The organism is Pseudomonas savastanoi (genome assembly GCF_020917325.1).
GTDB lineage: Bacteria > Pseudomonadota > Gammaproteobacteria > Pseudomonadales > Pseudomonadaceae > Aquipseudomonas > Aquipseudomonas amygdali.
The window spans coordinates 2461362-2479952 of the sequence record NZ_CP076652.1 but is presented as its reverse complement, the minus strand read 5'-3'; the positions used below and the strand labels follow the sequence as shown (position 1 = coordinate 2479952).

The window sequence follows — 18591 nt, the reverse complement described above, 5'->3', positions numbered from 1 at the left end:
GATGTCTCCGTTTGATTCAAAAAGATACAGCTTGAAACAGGGCTCCCATAAAACGCCGACTGGTCATTGACTGCAACACTTTTTATCTAGCGATAGCCTTGCGCTTGCAGATCGAACAGCGCGGCGTAGCGCCCTGCCGCGGCAATCAGGCTGTCGTGATCACCGCGCTCCAGCACCCGCCCATGCTCCAGCACGACGATATGTTCGGCGTTGCGCACACTGGAAAAACGGTGGGAAATCAGCAGCGTCATGCGTCCCTTGGCGTACTCGCGAAAATGCTCGAATACCGCAGCTTCTGCCCCGGCATCCAGCGCGGCAGTGGGCTCATCGAGAATCAGAATATCGGCATCGCGACGCATGTAGGCGCGTGACAGCGCGATTTTCTGCCACTGCCCGCCGGACAGCTCCTGACCGCCTGCGAACCAGCGACCCAATTGTGTGGCGTAACCCTTGTCGAGCTGTTCGATAAACTGCGCTGCCATGCCTTGCGCAGCGGCTTCGCGCCAGCGGGTTTCGTCGTGAAAGGCCTGGGTATCGCCGACCCCGAGGTTTTCACCGACCAGAAACTGATAGCGAATGAAGTCCTGAAAAATCACGCCGATGCGTGAACGCAGGGCGTCTTCGTCCCATTCCTGCAAATCGCTGCCATCCAGCAGAATGCGTCCTTGGTCGGGCTGATAAAGGCGCGTCAGCAACTTGATCAGGGTGGTCTTCCCCGAGCCGTTCTCGCCCACCAGCGCCACGCTACGACCCGGTGCAAGATGCAGATCGATGTTTTCCAGTGCTGCGCGGCTGGTGCCAGGGTAAGTGAAGCTGACGTTCTCGAAACGCATGCCATCGCCGGGCAGTGCACCCTGGGTCAGGCTGCCAGCAGACGGCGTGACCGGCTGACCGAGGTAAATGTACAGGTCGGCGAGGTACAGCCCGTCCTCGTACAAACCACTGATCGCACTCAGGCTGCTGCTCACAGCGGCCTGCCCTTGCTTGAACAGCACCAGGTACATGGTCATCTGCCCCAGGGTAATACGCCCATGCACCGCATCGACCACCACCCAGGCGTACGCCAGATAGAACGAAGCAGTGCCCAGCAAGCCGAGCAGAAAGCCCCAGCCATCACGGCGCACGGTCAAGCGGCGGTCTTCGGCATACAACCGTTCAAAGGTGTCGCGATATCGTTTGAGCAGCAGCGGCGCGAAGCCGAACAGCTTGACCTCTTTGATGTAGCCCTCGTGGGAGAGCAGTGTTTCGATGTAGTTCTGCCGACGGGTTTCCGGAGCACGCCGGGTAAACAGGCGGAACGCGTCGCCGGAAAAATGCGCCTCGGCAAAGAACACCGGCAATGCGCCGAGCACCAGAATCAGCAACGCCCAGGGCGAGAAATGCACCAGCAGTACGGCAAAGCTGATCAGCGAAATGAGGTTTTGCAGCAATCCCAGGGATTTGGTCACCAGTGCCAGCGGCCGTGTCGAGGCTTCACGCCGGACGCGCACGAGCTTGTCGTAAAACTCCGAGTCTTCGAACTGCGACAGTGACAGGGTCTGGGCCTTCTCCAGAATCAACGTATTGACCTTCTGCCCCAGCAACACCCGCAACAGCGCCTGCTGCACCGACAGCCCGCGTTGCGCACCGGCCAGCAGGGCCAGTACACCGGCCTCAAGCAACACATAACGCAACACCGGCCATAAAGGAGCCTCGCCAGTGCTGGCATGCAGTTGCATGGCACTGACCACCGCATCGACAATCCGCTGCCCCAGCCAGGCGGCCAGCGCGGGCAGCAAGCCTGCCACCAGCGTGGCAACGATCAAGCCAACGGAGAGCGCTCGGGACGTGGTCCAGACCAGATGCATGGCCCGTAAGGCCTGCTGCATGAACGACGTGAAGCGTTTGAAAACCGGCATACGTTAAAAAATCCTGAAGAGCCTTACATATAGGGGGCAGTTCACTGAAGCGCTCATCGTTATACACAAAGCCTTGAGATGACTATCGTGCCAATGCTCCGCGTTGGCATGCAGTTCGTGACGCTCTGCGTCGCACATCTTCAGTCTGGTGAAACAGCAGGCGTAACCGGAGCTCAGGCCTGCATCTCGTACGGCCTGAATCAGGTGTCAAGGCTCTAATGTGTGACGCGGAGCGTCACGAACTGCATTACCACGCGGAGCGTGGTAACGATAATCGATGTGTGATCGCTTATTCCGGACTCACCCTCACTTCGGTGCGCGCTGTACGCAGCGTTCGCGGCGGTCGTCGACGCGCTCGGCGAACCAGGCGGTGGTCAGGTTGCGGGTGATTTTCGGGCTTTTCAGGGTGATGCCGGGCAGGATGGCTCTTGGCAAGGGCTTGCCTGCTGCCTTGTCCGCCAGTGCAAACACCTTGCTGTACAGATCGGTCTCTTCGAACTCCAGGGTATCGCCCTGCTTGAGCTGGTTCCATATCTGTGACTTGTTCATGCCCAGCCGGTCAGCCAGGGTTCGCACTGCCAGCTCGGTGGAGCCTGGCGAGGTGGAGTCGAAACGAATCAGATCGCCATCCAGCGCCAGCTCGATGCCGGTCGCACGACTCACCGCGTTCTGAAACGCGGCATTGCGACTGGCGTACCAACCGGCATTGAAATCGGCAAAGCGGTACAGGGACTGGGTGTAGTTCACCGGGTAACCCAGTAGATGAGCGATGCCGAAATACATGCCGCCACGGCGAGTAAAGACTTCGCGTCGGATCGAGCCATCCACCGTGTAGGGATAATCTTCCGCATGCTTCTCGGCAAAGGCGATGCTTACCTGCATCGGGCCGCCGGTCTTGACCGGGTTGAAATTGCCGAACAGTGCCTGGCCCAGCGGTACCATGCCGATGAAATCATCAAAGATCGCGCTGAGGTCTTTCTCTGTGCGGGCTGAATCGAGGCGTTTGCCATAGGTCTTGCCGTCTGGTGAACGTACGCGCAATGCAGTGGCTATCAACGCATTGGGGATATGCAAGCGCGCCGCGCGGCGGTTTATTTCGGCACGGGCAATGCGGCCCATGTCCGGCACCGCAGGGTCGACCTGAAAGGTTGACTCCTGTTCGGTCACAGCCAATACCGAGCACAGGTTTTCGGTGGTCATCGGAATTTTCTGCGCGGCAAATGCGGCATGGATATCTGTTGCCCAAGCCTGCCGATCCGTAACAGTGGCAGGCATCAGGCGCACGATCTGCGCACGCGCCTGTTCCGGGCTCAGTTCAGGTTCCTGCACACGCTGAGTGCCACAACCTGCCAGCACCAGCAGCCCGACGCTCAGCATGAGCGATTTGCTTAGCCTTCGATTCAATCCATGACTCCTGCCAGGTTCGCGATTTACCGCACCGTTCACTTCAGAAGGCTTTAAAACACCGACCAGTCGATCCTCGCGCTGAGTTTTTCCAGCGCAGCCATACCGACAAGGGAATTGCCCGCCGCGTTCAACTCCGGAGACCACACACAGACCGAAGCGCGCTCCGGCACAATCGCAACGATACCACCCCCTACTCCGCTCTTACCTGGCAGGCCGACGCGATAGGCAAAGTTACCGGCTTCATCGTAAAGACCGCTGGTGGCCATGATCGAATTGACCTGAGTGGCCTGGCGCGCGGTGAGTATCTGCTCGCCACTGTGAGTGCAGAAGCCCTGATTGGCCAGAAAACCGAACGCCTTGGCCAGATCAATGCAATTCATGCTCAGCGCGCAATGGTGGAAATAGCTGCGCAGCACGTCTTCCACATCGCCATGAAAATTGTCGAATGACTTCATCAGATAGGCCGCTGCGGCGTTGCGCGAACGGTGCTGGTATTCGGATTCCGCAACTTTGGAATCGGAGGTGATCGCCCGGTTGCCGCACAGGCGTCGAACGAAGTCACGCATTGACAGCGACGGTGCCGCAAACCGTGCCTGATTGATGTCGCAGATCACCAGCGCGCCGGCGTTGATGAACGGGTTGCGCGGCCTGCCCCGTTCGAATTCCAGCTGCACCAGCGAGTTGAACGGCTGGCCGGAGGGCTCGTGCCCCAGGCGCTGCCAGATGTCCTCACCGGAGTGCCCGATGGCCTGCACCAGGCTGAACACCTTGGAAATACTCTGTATCGAAAACTGCGTTTCGGCATCACCGGCGCTGAACACCTGGCCGTCGTTGCCGTACACCGCAATGCCCAGTTGATCAGGCCGCACCCCGCCCAGCGCCGGAATGTAATCGGCCACCTTGCCCTGACCAAGCAAGGGTCTTACTTCATCGAGGATTTCGTTCAGCAGGTCTTGCATGTGTGCGCCCCATGTTTTGGCTGCGCACACTACACCAACCCCAGGCGCCTCGCATCACTGTGTTGCAGGCTCAGTCCCGGTAATCGGTGCCGCTACGCTCCAGCTCGCGGATCAGCGCATTCCAGTGTCGGGCGACACCCGGACCATTACCGTCCTTGATGGCCTTGGCCTGCTCTTCCACTTTGGCGATGACCTCCCGGGGCGGAAACACCAGCTCTGCGTTGCCGGCAGACTGCGCTGCAATCTGGATATTGCAGGCGTACTCGAGGGCATGCAGCTGCTGGAATGCGTGCTCTACACTCACCCCGCCGGTGAGCAAGCCGTGATTGCGCAGGATCATCACGCTCTTGTCACCCAGGTCCGCGACCAGTCGTTCACGCTCGCTCAGGTCCAGCGCAATGCCTTCGTAACCGTGATAGGCCACGCGCCCGGAGAAGGCAATGGAGTGCTGGGAGATCGGCAGCAATCCGTCCTTTTGCGCCGACACTGCGATACCGTCACGGGTGTGGGTGTGCAGCACCGCTTGCAGGTCATGGCGCGCAGCGTGAATGGCACTGTGAATCACGTAACCGGCGTAGTTGATACCCAGCCCTGTCGGGTCATCGACAATCGTGCCGTCGATGTCGACCTTGACCAGATTGGATGCGGTGATTTCATCGAACAACAGGCCAAACGCGTTGATCAGAAAGTGCTCGTCCGGCCCCGGTACCCGCGCCGAGAAGTGTGTATAGATATGGTCGGTCCAGCGCTTGAGCGCGGCCAGCCGATAGGCCGCCGCCAACTTGACCCGGACTTCCCATTCCTGCGGCGAAACCCTGTCACGCACACTGCCGCCACCCGACGGCGTAGTACCTGGCTGGAGTGGCAAAGCGCTGACGTTGCTCATAATGTTGCTCCTTGGTGACTGCTGACTGGCCAGCCAGACTAGGCGCATTACAAATCAATTAAAAATTACATTTACTTCTAAGCTAATTATAAAAAATAAGAATATTAAAAATGACTGCCATACAGGTTTCCCAAGCGCATCAGGCGGTCTATTGATATTCGGTAAGGTTATTTAAATAAATTTTTATATAGCGATATGCTCCAGAAAATTCCGTTTCCGTTTTGGAGCCATGCATGTCAAAACCTGTCCTGTTTCTACCCCGTTTCAGCCGCCTGGCAGCGGCCATCGGGCTTGGTGCTGCGCTGTTGACCGGAACGCTGGTTGCGCCCGCCAGCGCACAGGCTGAAGGCGAAATTCGCATTGCCGAGCAGTTCGGCATCGTCTACCTGCTGCTAAACGTGGTGCGCGATCAACAATTGATCGAGAAACACGGCAAGCAAGACGGCCTGGAGATCAAGGTGGACTGGACCCAACTGTCCGGAGGTTCGGCGGTCAACGATGCCCTGCTGTCAGGCTCCATTGATGTTGCCGGTGCCGGGGTTGGCCCGTTGCTGACCATCTGGGACCGCACCAAGGACAGGCAGAACGTCAAGGCGGTCGCGTCGCTGGGCAACTTCCCCTATTACCTGGTGAGCAATAACCCCAACGTCAAAACCATCGCCGACTTCACCGAAAAGGACCGCATCGCGGTGCCGGCAGTCAGTGTTTCAGTGCAGTCACGCTACCTGCAGTTCGCCGCCGCGAAACTCTGGGGCGACAAGGAATACGCACGCCTGGACAAGTACACCTTGAGCCTGCCGCACCCGGACGCCGCCGCCAGCCTGATCGCTGGCGGCACCGAGTTGACCGGGCACTTTTCCAACCCGCCTTATCAGGATCAGGAACTGAAAAACCCCAACGTGCATGTAGTGCTCAACACCTATGACCTGCTGGGGCCTAACTCTCCCACCGTACTGTTCGCCACCGAGAAATTTCGCAACGAAAACCCGAAAACCTACAAGGCCTTCATTGAAGCGCTGGCCGAGGCAGAAGCGTTCGTCAGTAAAGACATTGGTGCTGCCGCCGACATCTACCTGCGCGTCACCAAGGCGAAGATCGACCGTGCCGAACTGTTGAAGATCATTGATCAGCCGGAGTTTCAATTCACCATCACGCCGAAGAACACCTACCCGCTGGCCGAGTTTCTGTACCGCGTCGGCGCGATCAAGAACAAGCCAGCGTCGTGGAAGGATTACTTCTTTCAGGATGCCACCCCGTTGCAGGGCAGTTGAGAGTGAAACGCAGAGCATTTTTGTGACGCTCTGCGTCACACAGGTTCTGCGAGGTCAGATAGATTCAGATAAGACTCAAGTCCCCTTTTCGCCCCTCGGCGCCTCACTTTGAGGGACCAAAGTGAGCAAAGTCCTCGCTCCTGTTTCCGGCCCGACTTCGTCGGGTTCCTTCGCCCTGTCACTGATCCGGGGGCCGCCGCAACGGGCCATCCTTGGCCCAGAGTGTGTAAAAACTCAAGGTAAACCTTTGCTATGATTTCTCAGGATTTCATTGCAAGGGTTGCCCATGAAACGCTTCATCCAAGGCGAACACCGAGGTCAAAGTACCTTGCTTCCCGAGAGTCTCGACGATTACGTCAGCGACACCAATCCGGTGCGCGTGGTCGATGTCTTTGTGGATGAACTCGACCTTATCGCCTTGGGTTTTGAAAGCGCTGTCCCCGCTGAAACGGGCCGACCGGCTTACCATCCTGCAGTCATGCTGAAGATCTACATCTACGGCTATCTCAACCGGGTCCAGTCAAGCCGACGCCTTGAGCGCGAGGCGCAGCGCAACGTCGAGCTGATGTGGCTGACCGGTCGCCTGATGCCGGATTTCAAGACCATCGCCAACTTCCGAAAGGACAACGGTAAGGGCATTCGAGGCGTCTGTCGGCAGTTTGTCGTGCTGTGTCAACAATTGGGGCTTTTCTCGGAACATTTCGTCGCCATCGATGGCAGTAAATTCAAGGCGGTGAACCACCGCGACCGCAATTTCACCAGCGCCAAACTGAAGCGTCGGATGGAAGAGATTGAATCAAGCATTGCCCGTTATCTAAAGGGGCTGGATGCGGCTGATCGGGAAGAGCCCAAAGCTTCAGACCCCAAGGGCGGCCTGGAGGAGAAAATCGCCAAATTGAAGGAGCAAATGAAGGCGTTGCAGGCCATCGAGGTACAGCTTGAAGAATCTCCGGACAAACAAATTTCGCTGACCGATCCGGACGCGCGCTCAATGATGAGCAGTGGCGGAAAAGGTATCGTGGGTTACAACGTACAGACCGCAGTGGATACCAAGCATCATTTGATCGTCGCGCACGAGGTGACCAATGTCGGTCACGACCGTGATCAACTTAGCTCGATGGCCCTGCAGGCCCGTGAGGCGATGCAAGTCGAATCGTTGTCGGTGGCGGCAGACCGTGGGTATTACAAAAGCGGAGAAATCCTGGCCTGTCATGAGGCAGGGATCACAGCTTATGTGCCGAAAACGCTGAGCTCGCGGGCCAAATTTGATGGCCGCTTCGGCAATGAAGAGTTTGTTTACGATGCGAACAACGATGAGTACGTCTGTCCCGCCAATCAAGTGCTGATCTGGCGCAACTCTTATGTCGACAAGGGCAAGAAGCTGGACGTTTACTGGCGCTCCAACTGCCAAGTCTGCTCGATAAAGGCGCAATGCACACCGGCCCGAGAGAGAAAGGTTCGGCGCTGGGAACATGAGACAGTGCTAGAAGAAATGCACGTCCGCCTGGCCAGCGCGCCGCAGGTAATGACCCTGCGCAAGCAGACCGTGGAGCACCCCTTCGGGACTCTCAAGCAGTGGATGGGTGCAACGCACTTTCTGACGCGCCGGCTTGGCGGAGTGAGCACCGAAATGAGTTTGAACGTGCTGGCTTATAACCTGAAGCGGGTGATGAAAATCATCGGCATGCCTGACTTGATGAGAGCCTTAGCGCCCTGAAAAGGTCGTTTTTGCGGCTATTTATCAAGCCAGGTACGCCTTCTCAAAGCTAATCAGGGTTTCCGTAGCTCAACCAGAAGCTCTTTGGCGCTAAATGCCCGACAACCGACAATAGGCGATTCGCGCCGACCACATTCTGACGGGTTTTTACACACTCTGGGCCCGGTGCGGCTTGCTCGGCGTCCTGCCTCGCATCCCCCGGATCAGCGTCAGGACTCAGCCGTCACTAACGTCGCACTCTGCGTCGTCAGTGCCGTCGCGACAAAAAAGCGCTTTCATTTATGTGCAGTGACTACGGGCAAGACATGCCGTTGTGTTGCAGCACAGATATGACGCGAAGCGTCACGAGCTGTATGCCAACGCGCAGCATCGACATGAGAATCAGCGGCAAATTACCAGTTGTACGTCACCTTGCCGTAGTAAAACGCCCCGCTATACCCGTAAGGCGAGAACGTGCTGTAAGCCAGGTTGCCGCCGCTGGACGAGAAGTCGTTGAGCTTTTCGGGGTACTTGTCGGTGACGTTATCGCCGCCCAGGGTGAAGACCCAGTTCTTGAGTGTGTAGTCTACTGCGAGGTCCAGCAGCCACGCAGCGCTGAAGGTCTGATCGTTGACCTTGTCGGCCTGGTAGCTGGTGAACTCGCCGTAGCGAACCAGGTTGGAATGCAGTGCCCAGTTACCGAACGTCAGATCATTGCCCAGCGTCAGTTTGTGCTGCGGGGTGGTGTCACCCAGCAGACCGATACGCTCCCTGCGATCCACCCGAACCAGATTCACCCCTAACTGATCGAGAATCGCCGGGTTGGCTTTCACGTCGGTGACTTTAGTGTGGTTGTAGTTGTAGCCCACTGTGCTGTTCCAACGGACGCCGTTATCGAACTGGTAGCGGTAATTGGCGACCAGATCGACACCATCGGTGCTGGTGTCTGTGGCGTTGGTGAAATAGCGCGCGCTGGTGTAGTTGATATCACCCACGCCATTGCTGCGCAGGTAGTTGGTGGCCGTGTTGTTGAGCACCAGGTTAGAGGACAGCGAGATACGATCCTGAATATCGATGCGATAGACGTCGGCGGTCACAGTCAGGCTGTCCAGTGGCTGGAGCACCAGGCCCAGGCTGTAGTTGCGCGACTTTTCGGGCTTGAGGTCTTCGGCGCCTAACAGTTGCGCAACGTTACTGCCGGCCGGGAACGTGCCCGCTTCCTGAACAGTGTTGCCAATCAGTTGCGACGAGGTGAAGGTGAAATTCTGCTGCGCCAGTGAAGGTGCGCGGAAGCCTGTCGACACGCTGCCTCGCAAGGCCACCTGCGGGGTGAAGTCATAACGAGCAGAGAGCGAGCCGCTGACGTTGGAGCCAAAATCGCTGTAGTCCTCGTGGCGAACGGCAGCCGACACACCGAGCTTCTCGGTCAGGTTGGTTTCCACATCCAGATACTGGGCGAAGTTGTGTCGCGAGTAGCTGCCTGCATCGGCGGAACGGAAACCGCCCAGCCCGGAACTGCCGGTCTGAAAATACGACTCGGCCTGCCCTGCCTCGATCTGATAACCCTGGCGCAGGTATTCGGCGCCAAACGCGACCGACACCGGATAAGGCAGCCATGCCGCGCTGAATTCCCGCGACAGGTCGAAACTCAGTTGCTTCTGGTCGTTGGTCAGCGTGCCGTTATCGAAGGAGCGCGGCGTATTCAAGCCCAGTGACGTATTGATGGTTTTGGTGCGCAGTTCATAGGTATTTTTCCCGTAGTTGGCAGACACGTCGTAGTGCCAGTCATCCGCCAGTTCGCCGCGTAACCCCGCTACCAGCGAGGTGTCTTCCAGAGTGCCGTTAATCAGTGGCAGATAACCGTTGGGGTAAATTGCAGCGATATTGTTGGAGGCGTTGCTCGGCCGATAAAACGCGGCAGTTTCACCACGGCGCTTGCTGTAGCCCCCGAAGCTGTAGAACTCCGCTGCATCGTTGAAGCTGTACTCGGCGTTGTATTGCAACTTGCCCTCGTGGGTTTGCGGCTCACCCTGACGGAACACCTGCTGACCGTAAGTCGTGGAGCCTATGCTGGAAGTACGAAGATCATCACCGGCACGGTTGGTGTAGTCGTTGTTGGAGCCTTCACCCGACAGGTTCAACGTGCCGTTGTCGCCCAGCGCGAAACCCGTGTTACCGGACACCTGACGCTGAATCCCGTCGCCCTTCTTGTACTGTCCGTACTTGCTGGAAATCGACCCGCCATGATCGGCGCTCTTGAGGATGATGTTGATCACCCCGGCAATCGCATCGGAACCGTAACGCGCTGAAGCACCGTCGCGCAGCACTTCGATGTGGTCAATGGCAGACAGCGGAATGGCGTTCAGGTCGGCAGGTGCCGAACCGCGTCCCACCGCCCCACCCAGGTTGACGAAGGCCGATGTGTGGCGGCGCTTGCCATTGACCAGCACCAGCACCTGATCCGGCGACAGCCCGCGCAATTGCGCCGGCCGGGTCAGCTCGGCACCGTCCACCAGGCTGGGCCGCGGAAAGTTGATCGAAGGGATCAAGCGCGCCAGCACCGTGCCCAATTCGCTGGAGCCGGAACTGCGCAGGCTGTCACCGGAAATCACATCAATGGGCGACAGCGAGGCACTGGCCGTGCGCTCCTGCGCCCTGGTGCCGGTAACGATTACCGTGCCCAGGGTGGATGCGCTTTGGTTGTTTTGTTCATCTGTTGCCTGTGCAGCGTGAGCGCTTGCACTGATGCCTGCGACGCTCAGCAAATTGGCTGAAAAAATCGCCGTGGCCAATACACTCCGCTTGAAATTCCCCATACCACTACCCCTTGAAAATCCTTGATCCAGAAACTCTGTTCTGGTTACAACGAGCGATCCGTGCGGCGGACGGTAGCGATCATTACAGTGTCTGATTGGTGTTCCGGAGGTCCGATGCTTTATAGCTTAATGACATTGATTTAAATTTTTAAATATCAATAAAGAATAAGCATCTACATTTGTGTCCAGACTGAAAAATGCCTGAAACGCGGACAAAAAAAGGCCGCACCTGCCTGAGGATGCGGCCCAAAACTGATGAAGCTGATGGACGAAAAAGCGCTTATTTGGCAGTGATTACCGACAGCTTGGTGATACCTGCGCGTTCGATGGAAGCCATGGCTCGTGCCACTTCGCCGTAATTCACGCCATTGTCCGCCTGCAACTGCACGCGCACGTCAGGGGCCTTGTCCTTGGCCGCCTTGAGGCTGGTTTCCAACAGATCTGGTTGAATTTCATCCTTGTTGATGAACAGCTTGCCCTGCCCGTCGATACTCACCACCAGCGGGTCTTTCTGCTCCACTGGCGCAACCGATTCGGTCTTGGGCAGGTTGATCGGGATCGAGTTGGTCAGCAGCGGCGCGGTCACGATGAACACCACCAGCAGTACCAGCATCACGTCCACCAGCGGCGTGACGTTGATCTCGCTCAGCACTTCATCGGTATCTTGTGTGGAAAAAGCCATCTCAGGACGCCTCCTTCACTTTCTGCCCGGCCTGCCCGCCTGTAGCGCCAGACTTCAGGACCGGATGCAGCAACACGCGGAATGCACTCTTCTGCGCCAGGCTGTAGAAGTCGTGGGCAAAGTCATCCAGGTCAGCAGCGGTCAGCTTCAGGCGCCGCAGGAAGTAGTTGTAGACCAGCACCGCAGGCACGGCGACGGCGATGCCGACACCGGTTGCCACCAGCGCTGCGCCGATCGGACCAGCAACGGTTTCCAGGCTTGCCGAACCGGCAGCACTGATGCCCTTGAGCGCCGACATAATGCCCCAGACCGTACCGAACAGGCCGATAAACGGCGAGGTGCTGCCAATACTGGCGAGAATCGCCAGACCGGTCTCCAGCGAGCGGCGCTCCCGAACGATCTGCTGACGCAGGGCACGTTCAAGGCGGTCCTGATGGTTGATGGAATGACTGAGGTCGTTAGCCTGCGCGCCGTCCGGCACCTGAATGGCGGCGTAACCGGCCAGCGCAACACGAGCAGCAGCGCCGGGCTGTTCCTGGGCCAGTTGCGCGGCCGAATCCAGGCTCGATGCAGCCCAGAATTGCTTGTGGAACTTGCGGTCCTGGGACTTCAGGCGCGAGAACTGCACGCCCTTGAGCAAAGCAAGACCCCAAGTGGCAACGGAGAAGATCACCAGCAGCCAGATGACCGCGTGTTCGATGGATTCAAAAGGCGAAGCAAGTAGGTTCATGGCGCAGCTCTCTTTATGAACGAAGTCTGAACAAGGCATTGGGTGTATCGCGATGCGCCTTTGGTTCAGGTAGCTCGCCGGGTCAATCGAATGTCCTGGTTATTGGAACTTGAAACGTTATTTGATCTTGAAATCAATGGGCACGCTGACCCAGCCGTCCTGAGCGACATCGCCCTGCTTGGCGGGCACAAAGCTCCAGCGCTTCACCGCTGCCAGCGCTGCGTCATCCAATTGATCGCGGCCGCTGCTTTTCTGTATCTGAATCTCGCCGGGCTTGCCGCTGGCCAATACATGGACGCGCAACAGCACGGTGCCTTCCCAGCCGCGGCGCATTGCCAGCGACGGGTATTCCGGTGCCGGGTTGCGCAGATAGCCAGCGCTGGCAGAAGCCGGAGTTACCGGTTTTGGCGCGGGCGGTGCGGGAGCGGCAGGTGCAGCGACAGGTGGCACGGGCACCGGTGGGGCTGGTTGCTCGACCGGTTTTGCCACTGGCTTGACAACCGGTTTGACCACCGGCTTGGGCGGCTGCGGCTTGGGTTTTGGAATCGGTTTGGGCGGTGGCGGCTTGACGGCCAGTTCATCTTCGACCGGGGGCGGCGGCTCGACCACAGGCTGCACGACAGGCTCGGGCGGTGGTGGCGGCGTCTCCACAACCGGCGGCGCGGGCTGAGAGAACTCGATGGTCATCGGCGGAATTTCCGGCGGCACGACCGGCAATGCGGGTGTCGGGTTCTGGCTCAACCAGTAGATGACCGCGCCATGAAATACCAGCGCCAGTGCACCCAGCAGAATGGCTTCGCGTCGTCCGAGTATGGGTTTGGGGGTGCTTTGCAACCGCGATAACGCCAGAGGCGCACGGAAAGGACGCCCCAGATCGACCAGGTCGCCACTCGGCGTCTGGCGCCAGGGCACTTCATGTGCGCTGGCTGCGGTCTGGACATTGCCCATTGATACACTCCTGCATTTTCATGATAAAAATCCAGGTTCTGTTGGTATCAGTCACCTTTCCAAAGTTGATGTGGCAAGGCAATCATCGCTGAAAGAGGCTTGTTCCTGAAAAGAATATTTGGTTCGCCGGTTAGACTTTAAATGAATATATGAACCAGCGTATACCGTGATGCGAGAGCGTGAGGAACGATAACCTCAACTATCGTGCGACGCAGAGTTGTGATGCGGAGCGTCACGAGAGGCATTCCCACGCTGGAGCGTGAGGAACGATGGTCGTCAGGTAGATCAACTATCGTGCGACGCTCCGCGTCGCATGCCGTTCTGGACGCTCTGCGTCCTCTCTTGAATTGCAGTGCGGCGCAGAGTTGTGACGCGGAGCTTCACAAGAGGCATTCCCACGCTGGAGCGTGAGGAACGATGGTCGTCAGGTAGATCAACTATCGTGCGACGCTCCGCGTCGCATGCCGTTCTGGACGCTCTGCGTCCTCTCTTGAATTGCAGTGCGGCGCAGAGTTGTGACGCGGAGCGTCACGAGAGGCATTCCCTCACTGGAGCGTGAGGAACGATAGCCGTCAGGTAGATCAGGCTCAATGACCGCTGTGATCACCATGCCCGCTGTGCTCGTCGCTGGTCAGTGACTTCGCAATTGCGGTGACTTGAATCGACTCTTTCACGCCCTTGGCGTCTTCCACGGTCAGGGTCAGAGGCACCTGATCACCCTCTTTGACCTGCGCTGCAAGGCCCATGAACATCACGTGGTAGCCGTCGGAATCGAGCATCACCGGTTTGCCGGCTGGCAAGTCAACCGAGTTGACGCGCTGCATGCTCATCACGTCGCCTTTCATGCTCATCTCATGGATCTGCACGGTTTTCGCAACAGGTGAAGCAACGTCGACCAGCTTGCTGTCCGTGTCCGAAGTGATGCGCATGAACGCACCAGTGGCGGACTGGCCCGGCACGGTGGCACGCACCCAGGCGTCATCGACTTTGGTTTCGGCCAGCGCCTGAGCGCTCAGGCCCAGCAGCGAAAGGGTCAACAACAGCGGCTTTGCGACGTTACGAATCAGAACGGTCATCAGCATACTTCCATCAAAGTGAGCAGATCTTCAGTGCATTGTTGGGCGGACAGCCTGTGCGACAAGCCCAGGCGCAGCACGCCGCGGGTGTCGTAGACATAACTGGTGGCGGTATGCGAGATCGTGTAGGTGTCGCCCAGCGGGACCTTTTCGAAGAATACGCCGAACTCCTTTGCCGTTGCGGCCGTTTCTTCAAGCGTACCGGACAGGGCGACGAAGGTCGGATCGAAAGCCTTCACGTAGGCGTCGATCACCTCGGGCGTATCACGCTCCGGGTCGAGGGTAATGAACACTACCTGGAGGGTCTTGCCCTCTTCGCCCATCAGCTTTCTGATCTGTGCAGCTCGCGCCAGTGCCGTCGGGCAAATGGCCGGGCATTGGGTGAAGCCGAAGAAGATCATCGGCATCAGGCCACGAAAACTCGACAGGGTCTTGACGTTGCCTTGTGCATCCTTGAGTCGGAAGTTGCGGCCAACTATCTCGTTGCTCATGTCTTTGCCGTGCTTGAACGGCAAGGCATTGGAATTGCCGCAGCCAGTCAGCAGGCCAAGGCTCAGCAACGAGAGGCCTGTGACCACCTCGCGGCGGGTCGGTTGGTACGTCATGTCTTGCGTCCCCTGGAGGGTTAGGCGCGTGGGTTCTGACACATTCAAAGGCCGCGAATTTACCACCCCAAGGCAACAGGGAATACCGCCAATCCTGTTTCAAACCATGAGCAGGCGCGCAAACGTCGGCCTCATGGGCTGCAATACGTCGTGCGACAAAACAGCACAGGCAGCTTTACCTCCCTCAAGTACTGTTACCGACCACCCGTGCGCAACGCTTTAAATGCATATAAAACATATAACAAATAAAAATAATTCAATATTTTTATAATTAACATATAACCAAAAGGCCTTTCACAGGCTCGTTTCATAACCCTATATTCGCCAGCAAACCGACCCTTGCCTTGTGGAGGTGCCCAAAACTTTCTCAGCATTGCCCAAGGATCACTCCGTCATGGCCTTACCCGCTCACGCTTCCCGCCACGCCCCGCGCAACCCGCTGATCAAAAGCATAGCGCTTGTCGGCCTTGGCCTGATGAACCCCGCTCAGGCCGCCGATGAAACCCTCGACCGTGAGGCCCGGCTGGAGAAGGTCACGGTGATTTCCACCGGGGTTCGCGGTACACAGCGCACCGTGACTGAAAGCCCGGCCCCGATTGATATCGTAACCAGCGATCAGTTACTGAAAACCGGTCGCGCCGACCTGACCGAAGCCATCGCCAAACTGCTGCCTTCGTTCAACTATGGCACCAACGTCGCAGGCTATAACTCGACCATCCGCCCGTTGTCCAACCGCAGCCTTGCACCGGCCTACACACTGGTGCTGGTCAATGGCAAACGCCGCCATAACAGCGCCCTGCCCGCCAATGGCTCGACCGACAGCAGCGGCGCGAACTCGGTGGACATCGACATGATCCCGATCAGCGCGGTGGAGCGCATCGAGGTGCTCAAGGACAGTGCCGCTGCGCAATACGGCTCGGATGCGATTGCCGGGGTGATCAACGTTATTCTCAAATCCAGCGCCGAGGGCGGCCATCTGGGGGTGACGTACGGCAAGCTGTACAGCGGTGAAGGCGAAGTGACCAAATTCGAAGGGGACACCGGCTTCGAACTGGGTGACGGCGGCTTTCTGCATCTTTCGGCCGACGCACGCAAGCGTGGCGATGCCAGCTGGAACGAAAAAGCCACCAATAACGCCTACTTTCCCGGCGACCCTCGAGAGGCGACGTGGGACCGGGTCGGCGTGAAGAATGGCGACCCGCAGATCAAGGCGTTCAACCTGGCCTACAACGCCGAACTGCCGCTGAATGATCAGATGAAGCTGTATTCCTACGGCACTTACGGACAACGCGACGCCATCATCAACAACTACTTCCGCTATCCCAACAGCAACGCCAACGTTCCCGAACTGTTTGCCGACGGCTACTACCCGCTGAACAATCTGGACGACACCGACTATCAGTACCTGATTGGCGCCAAGGGTGAAGCGCTGGGCTGGAACTGGGACCTGAGCACTACATACGGGCGCAACAACAACCATCAGTACAGCGATCTGACCATCAACCCGTCGCTGGGACCGGCCTCGCCGACGTCGTTCGACGACCTGGCGACCTACCGATTCGAACAATGGGTCAACAACGTCGACATCACTCGTGCGTTCGACGGGCTGTTTGGCGTGCCGCTGCAAGTGTCCGCAGGGCTTGAGCATCGCTGGGAACGGTTCCGGACGTTTTCCGGCGACGCGCAGGCCTATCAGGTGGGCGGCTATCGCTTTCCGGCTACTCTGCCCAATGGTCAGGCCAACCCGCTGGCCGGACAGCTGGCGTCGATTGCCGCCCAGGCCGCAGCGGTCATCTCGCCGCAGGATGCCACCAGCCTGCAACGCAACAACTACGCAGCTTACGTCGATTTCGGTATCACCCCGATAGAACCTTTGTTTGTCGACCTGGCGCTGCGTGCAGAGCATTTCGACGATGACTCGGGCAACACAGTCAGTGCCAAGCTCAACTCGCGCTACGAATTTACCGACACCTTCGCCGTACGCGGTACCGTCGGCACGGGCTTTCGTGCGCCCTCGCTGACCCAGGTCGGCTACAGCATCTCGGACAACCGGGTCGGTGCTGCGCCGGATGGCACCATAGTGCCCGCCGTGACGCGCATCGCGCCGGTCAACTCGGCGCTGGCCCAGGCGCTCGGCGCGACCACCCTGGACCCGGAGAAATCGCGCAATCTGGGGTTCGGCGTGACCTGGCAACCGGCACCGCGCACCAGCCTGACCGCAGACGCCTACTGGATCGAGATCGACGACCGCATCGCCCGTACCGAAAGCCTGTACGGCCCAGCGCTGGCGCCCATCCTGGCGGCTCAAGGTGTGGACACCAGCACCTGGACTTCGTATTACACCAACGCGTTTGACACCCGCACCCGCGGCCTGGACATCGTCCTCGACCATTCCAGCCAGTACGGTGCATGGGGCAACGTGCGCTGGAGCGCCGGGTTCAACTACAACAAGACCATTATCACCGACGTCAAGGACGCACCGGCAGCCTTGCAGGGCTTGGGCAGCAACCCTGGCGGCAGCCTGACCTGGGTCGGCCGGGCCCGCGAAGGCGACCTGACCGATGCTCAACCGAAAACCAAATGGGTATTGGGCGGCAAATGGACGCTGGGCGACCTGGGCGTGAATCTGCAAACCACCCGTTACGGCAAGGTCAAGACCCTCCAGCAGCTGGAAAGCGGTGATCGCAGCTTCGGGGCCAAGTGGATCACCGACCTGGATGTGTCCTACACCCTCTACGACAACATCACCCTCAGTGTTGGCGGCACCAATATCTTCGATGTGCGCCCGGACAAGAATGCAATCCCCTCCGCCGTCGGACTCAACCTGTACGGCAATTCACCGTTCTATCCGGGCGGTGGATTCTGGTACAGCAAGATTGCCTATGATTTCTGACGTCTGCACAGACTTGCTTAGCGTGCCGCCGCGCCGTGCAGAAAAAACTGCGTCACCAATGCGCCCATACCGGCGCGAGCCACACGGCCGCGGCGTTCGGCGTCGACCATCCCGGAGAGCAGCGCTGCGAACATTTCGGTAAGGACGGCGGCACTGACGTCGATCCGGAACAGACCTTCATGCTGACCACGCAGGAAAAACGCATCGAGGGCGTCGGAGTAAGGCAACCAGCGGCGCCCTCCGCTGCTTTCATCGAGCGAATCCGGGCGCCACTGAAATACCAGAAAGACCAGCATTTCGCGGTGCATGAGGTGGTTGTCGACCAGTCGTTGAAGCGCTTCCAGCGGCGGAGCATGCTGCAGATCCGCGTCGGCGACCACCTGGTTCATCAGGTCCGAGGCGTGATTGAGCAACAGTTCCACGAGGTTGGCGCGGGTGCCGCAGAAGCGGTTGAGCGTCGCCTTGCTGACGCCAGCCGCTTGAGCAATATCCTTGAGCGTACCGTTGGAATGGTCAACCAGCGCAACGGCCAGGGCTTTCAGAAATTTGTCGTCAGCGGCAGGTAATTCCATCGGGTACGTCTTCAACTCGTGTTAAGTGGCAGGCGGCGCATTGTGCAGAAACCTTACCGCGTTCTCAAAGCCTATACACAATTAGTCACTAAAGTCTCACATGAGTCAATGTTGACTCACTCTCTTACACAGTAGATCATTCGCGGCTTTAG

14 protein-coding genes are annotated in these 18591 nt (G+C 58.4%); 3 read left to right on the top strand and 11 right to left on the bottom strand.

What is annotated here, in order from left to right; genetic code table 11:
• Positions 1 to 86: 86 nt before the first annotated feature.
• The 4 genes from KP808_RS10770 to KP808_RS10755 form a co-directional block, all read right to left on the bottom strand.
• Entirely contained in the window at positions 87 to 1898 is a 1812-nt protein-coding gene (locus tag KP808_RS10770) for an ABC transporter ATP-binding protein (RefSeq protein WP_122258188.1), read from the bottom strand.
• 306 nt (positions 1899 to 2204) lie between these two features.
• A complete protein-coding gene (locus KP808_RS10765) occupies positions 2205 to 3275 on the bottom strand; it encodes a DUF1615 domain-containing protein (protein WP_004658518.1) in 1071 nt (356 codons plus the stop codon).
• 80 nt (positions 3276 to 3355) lie between these two features.
• Positions 3356 to 4264: a glutaminase B gene (gene glsB, locus KP808_RS10760; RefSeq protein WP_002553827.1), complete on the bottom strand. Its 909-nt coding sequence runs from the start codon at positions 4262 to 4264 to the stop codon at positions 3356 to 3358.
• A 70-nt stretch (positions 4265 to 4334) separates the two neighbouring features.
• Positions 4335 to 5150, bottom strand: a complete 816-nt coding sequence (locus KP808_RS10755) for a class II aldolase/adducin family protein (RefSeq protein ID WP_002553828.1) — start codon at positions 5148 to 5150, stop codon at positions 4335 to 4337.
• A gap of 233 nt (positions 5151 to 5383) precedes the next feature.
• Between KP808_RS10755 and KP808_RS10750 the strand changes: the two genes are divergently transcribed.
• Together KP808_RS10750 and KP808_RS10745 are read left to right on the top strand one after the other, a co-directional pair.
• Positions 5384 to 6421, top strand: coding sequence for an ABC transporter substrate-binding protein (locus KP808_RS10750; protein WP_122281157.1), 1038 nt, complete (start codon positions 5384 to 5386; stop codon positions 6419 to 6421).
• Positions 6422 to 6707: 286 nt separating this feature from the next.
• A complete protein-coding gene (locus KP808_RS10745) occupies positions 6708 to 8138 on the top strand; it encodes an IS1182 family transposase (RefSeq protein WP_230017536.1) in 1431 nt (476 codons plus the stop codon).
• A 392-nt stretch (positions 8139 to 8530) separates the two neighbouring features.
• Here the strand turns inward: KP808_RS10745 and KP808_RS10740 are convergent, their stop codons facing one another.
• The 6 genes from KP808_RS10740 to KP808_RS10715 all read right to left on the bottom strand — a co-directional run bounded on the left by KP808_RS10740 (position 8531) and on the right by KP808_RS10715 (position 14974).
• Complete coding sequence (locus tag KP808_RS10740) at positions 8531 to 10933, bottom strand: TonB-dependent receptor plug domain-containing protein (protein ID WP_122281156.1); 2403 nt, start codon at positions 10931 to 10933, stop codon at positions 8531 to 8533.
• Between the two features lie 280 nt (positions 10934 to 11213).
• A complete protein-coding gene (locus KP808_RS10735) occupies positions 11214 to 11615 on the bottom strand; it encodes an ExbD/TolR family protein (RefSeq protein WP_002553831.1) in 402 nt (133 codons plus the stop codon).
• 1 nt (position 11616) lies between these two features.
• The gene (locus tag KP808_RS10730) at positions 11617 to 12345 is read right to left on the bottom strand and encodes a MotA/TolQ/ExbB proton channel family protein (RefSeq protein ID WP_057420663.1); all 729 of its coding nucleotides are present in this window, start codon (positions 12343 to 12345) and stop codon (positions 11617 to 11619) included.
• Between the two features lie 117 nt (positions 12346 to 12462).
• Positions 12463 to 13293 (bottom strand): energy transducer TonB, encoded by an 831-nt coding sequence (locus KP808_RS10725; RefSeq protein ID WP_122258185.1) that lies wholly within the window; start codon positions 13291 to 13293, stop codon positions 12463 to 12465.
• 587 nt (positions 13294 to 13880) lie between these two features.
• Entirely contained in the window at positions 13881 to 14375 is a 495-nt protein-coding gene (locus KP808_RS10720) for a copper chaperone PCu(A)C (RefSeq protein WP_031596194.1), read from the bottom strand.
• Positions 14369 to 14974 (bottom strand): SCO family protein, encoded by a 606-nt coding sequence (locus KP808_RS10715; RefSeq protein ID WP_004658527.1) that lies wholly within the window; start codon positions 14972 to 14974, stop codon positions 14369 to 14371. Before KP808_RS10715 ends, KP808_RS10720 begins: the two co-directional genes overlap by 7 nt.
• A gap of 394 nt (positions 14975 to 15368) precedes the next feature.
• On the opposite strand from KP808_RS10715, the gene KP808_RS10710 reads away from it, so the two are divergent.
• Positions 15369 to 17867, top strand: a complete 2499-nt coding sequence (locus KP808_RS10710) for a TonB-dependent receptor plug domain-containing protein (protein ID WP_122258605.1) — start codon at positions 15369 to 15371, stop codon at positions 17865 to 17867.
• Positions 17868 to 17884: 17 nt separating this feature from the next.
• Here the strand turns inward: KP808_RS10710 and KP808_RS10705 are convergent, their stop codons facing one another.
• Positions 17885 to 18439 carry a TetR/AcrR family transcriptional regulator gene (locus KP808_RS10705; RefSeq protein WP_230018401.1) on the bottom strand — a complete coding sequence of 185 codons (555 nt, stop codon included), beginning with the start codon at positions 18437 to 18439 and terminating at the stop codon, positions 17885 to 17887.
• Between the last annotated feature and the right edge of the window lie 152 nt (positions 18440 to 18591).

What these genes read in the sequence shown, in the direction of transcription:
- KP808_RS10710 (WP_122258605.1), top strand. Translation starts at nt 15,369, where the DNA reads ATGGCCTTACCCGCTCACGCTTCCCGCCACGCCCCGCGCAACCCGCTG.
- KP808_RS10735 (WP_002553831.1), bottom strand. Translation starts at nt 11,615, where the DNA reads ATGGCTTTTTCCACACAAGATACCGATGAAGTGCTGAGCGAGATCAAC.
- KP808_RS10705 (WP_230018401.1), bottom strand. Translation starts at nt 18,439, where the DNA reads ATGGAATTACCTGCCGCTGACGACAAATTTCTGAAAGCCCTGGCCGTT.
- KP808_RS10720 (WP_031596194.1), bottom strand. Translation starts at nt 14,375, where the DNA reads ATGCTGATGACCGTTCTGATTCGTAACGTCGCAAAGCCGCTGTTGTTG.
- KP808_RS10730 (WP_057420663.1), bottom strand. Translation starts at nt 12,345, where the DNA reads ATGAACCTACTTGCTTCGCCTTTTGAATCCATCGAACACGCGGTCATC.
- KP808_RS10715 (WP_004658527.1), bottom strand. Translation starts at nt 14,974, where the DNA reads ATGACGTACCAACCGACCCGCCGCGAGGTGGTCACAGGCCTCTCGTTG.
- KP808_RS10770 (WP_122258188.1), bottom strand. Translation starts at nt 1,898, where the DNA reads ATGCCGGTTTTCAAACGCTTCACGTCGTTCATGCAGCAGGCCTTACGG.
- KP808_RS10745 (WP_230017536.1), top strand. Translation starts at nt 6,708, where the DNA reads ATGAAACGCTTCATCCAAGGCGAACACCGAGGTCAAAGTACCTTGCTT.
- KP808_RS10725 (WP_122258185.1), bottom strand. Translation starts at nt 13,293, where the DNA reads ATGGGCAATGTCCAGACCGCAGCCAGCGCACATGAAGTGCCCTGGCGC.
- KP808_RS10750 (WP_122281157.1), top strand. Translation starts at nt 5,384, where the DNA reads ATGTCAAAACCTGTCCTGTTTCTACCCCGTTTCAGCCGCCTGGCAGCG.
- glsB (WP_002553827.1), bottom strand. Translation starts at nt 4,264, where the DNA reads ATGCAAGACCTGCTGAACGAAATCCTCGATGAAGTAAGACCCTTGCTT.
- KP808_RS10740 (WP_122281156.1), bottom strand. Translation starts at nt 10,933, where the DNA reads ATGGGGAATTTCAAGCGGAGTGTATTGGCCACGGCGATTTTTTCAGCC.
- KP808_RS10765 (WP_004658518.1), bottom strand. Translation starts at nt 3,275, where the DNA reads ATGCTGAGCGTCGGGCTGCTGGTGCTGGCAGGTTGTGGCACTCAGCGT.
- KP808_RS10755 (WP_002553828.1), bottom strand. Translation starts at nt 5,150, where the DNA reads ATGAGCAACGTCAGCGCTTTGCCACTCCAGCCAGGTACTACGCCGTCG.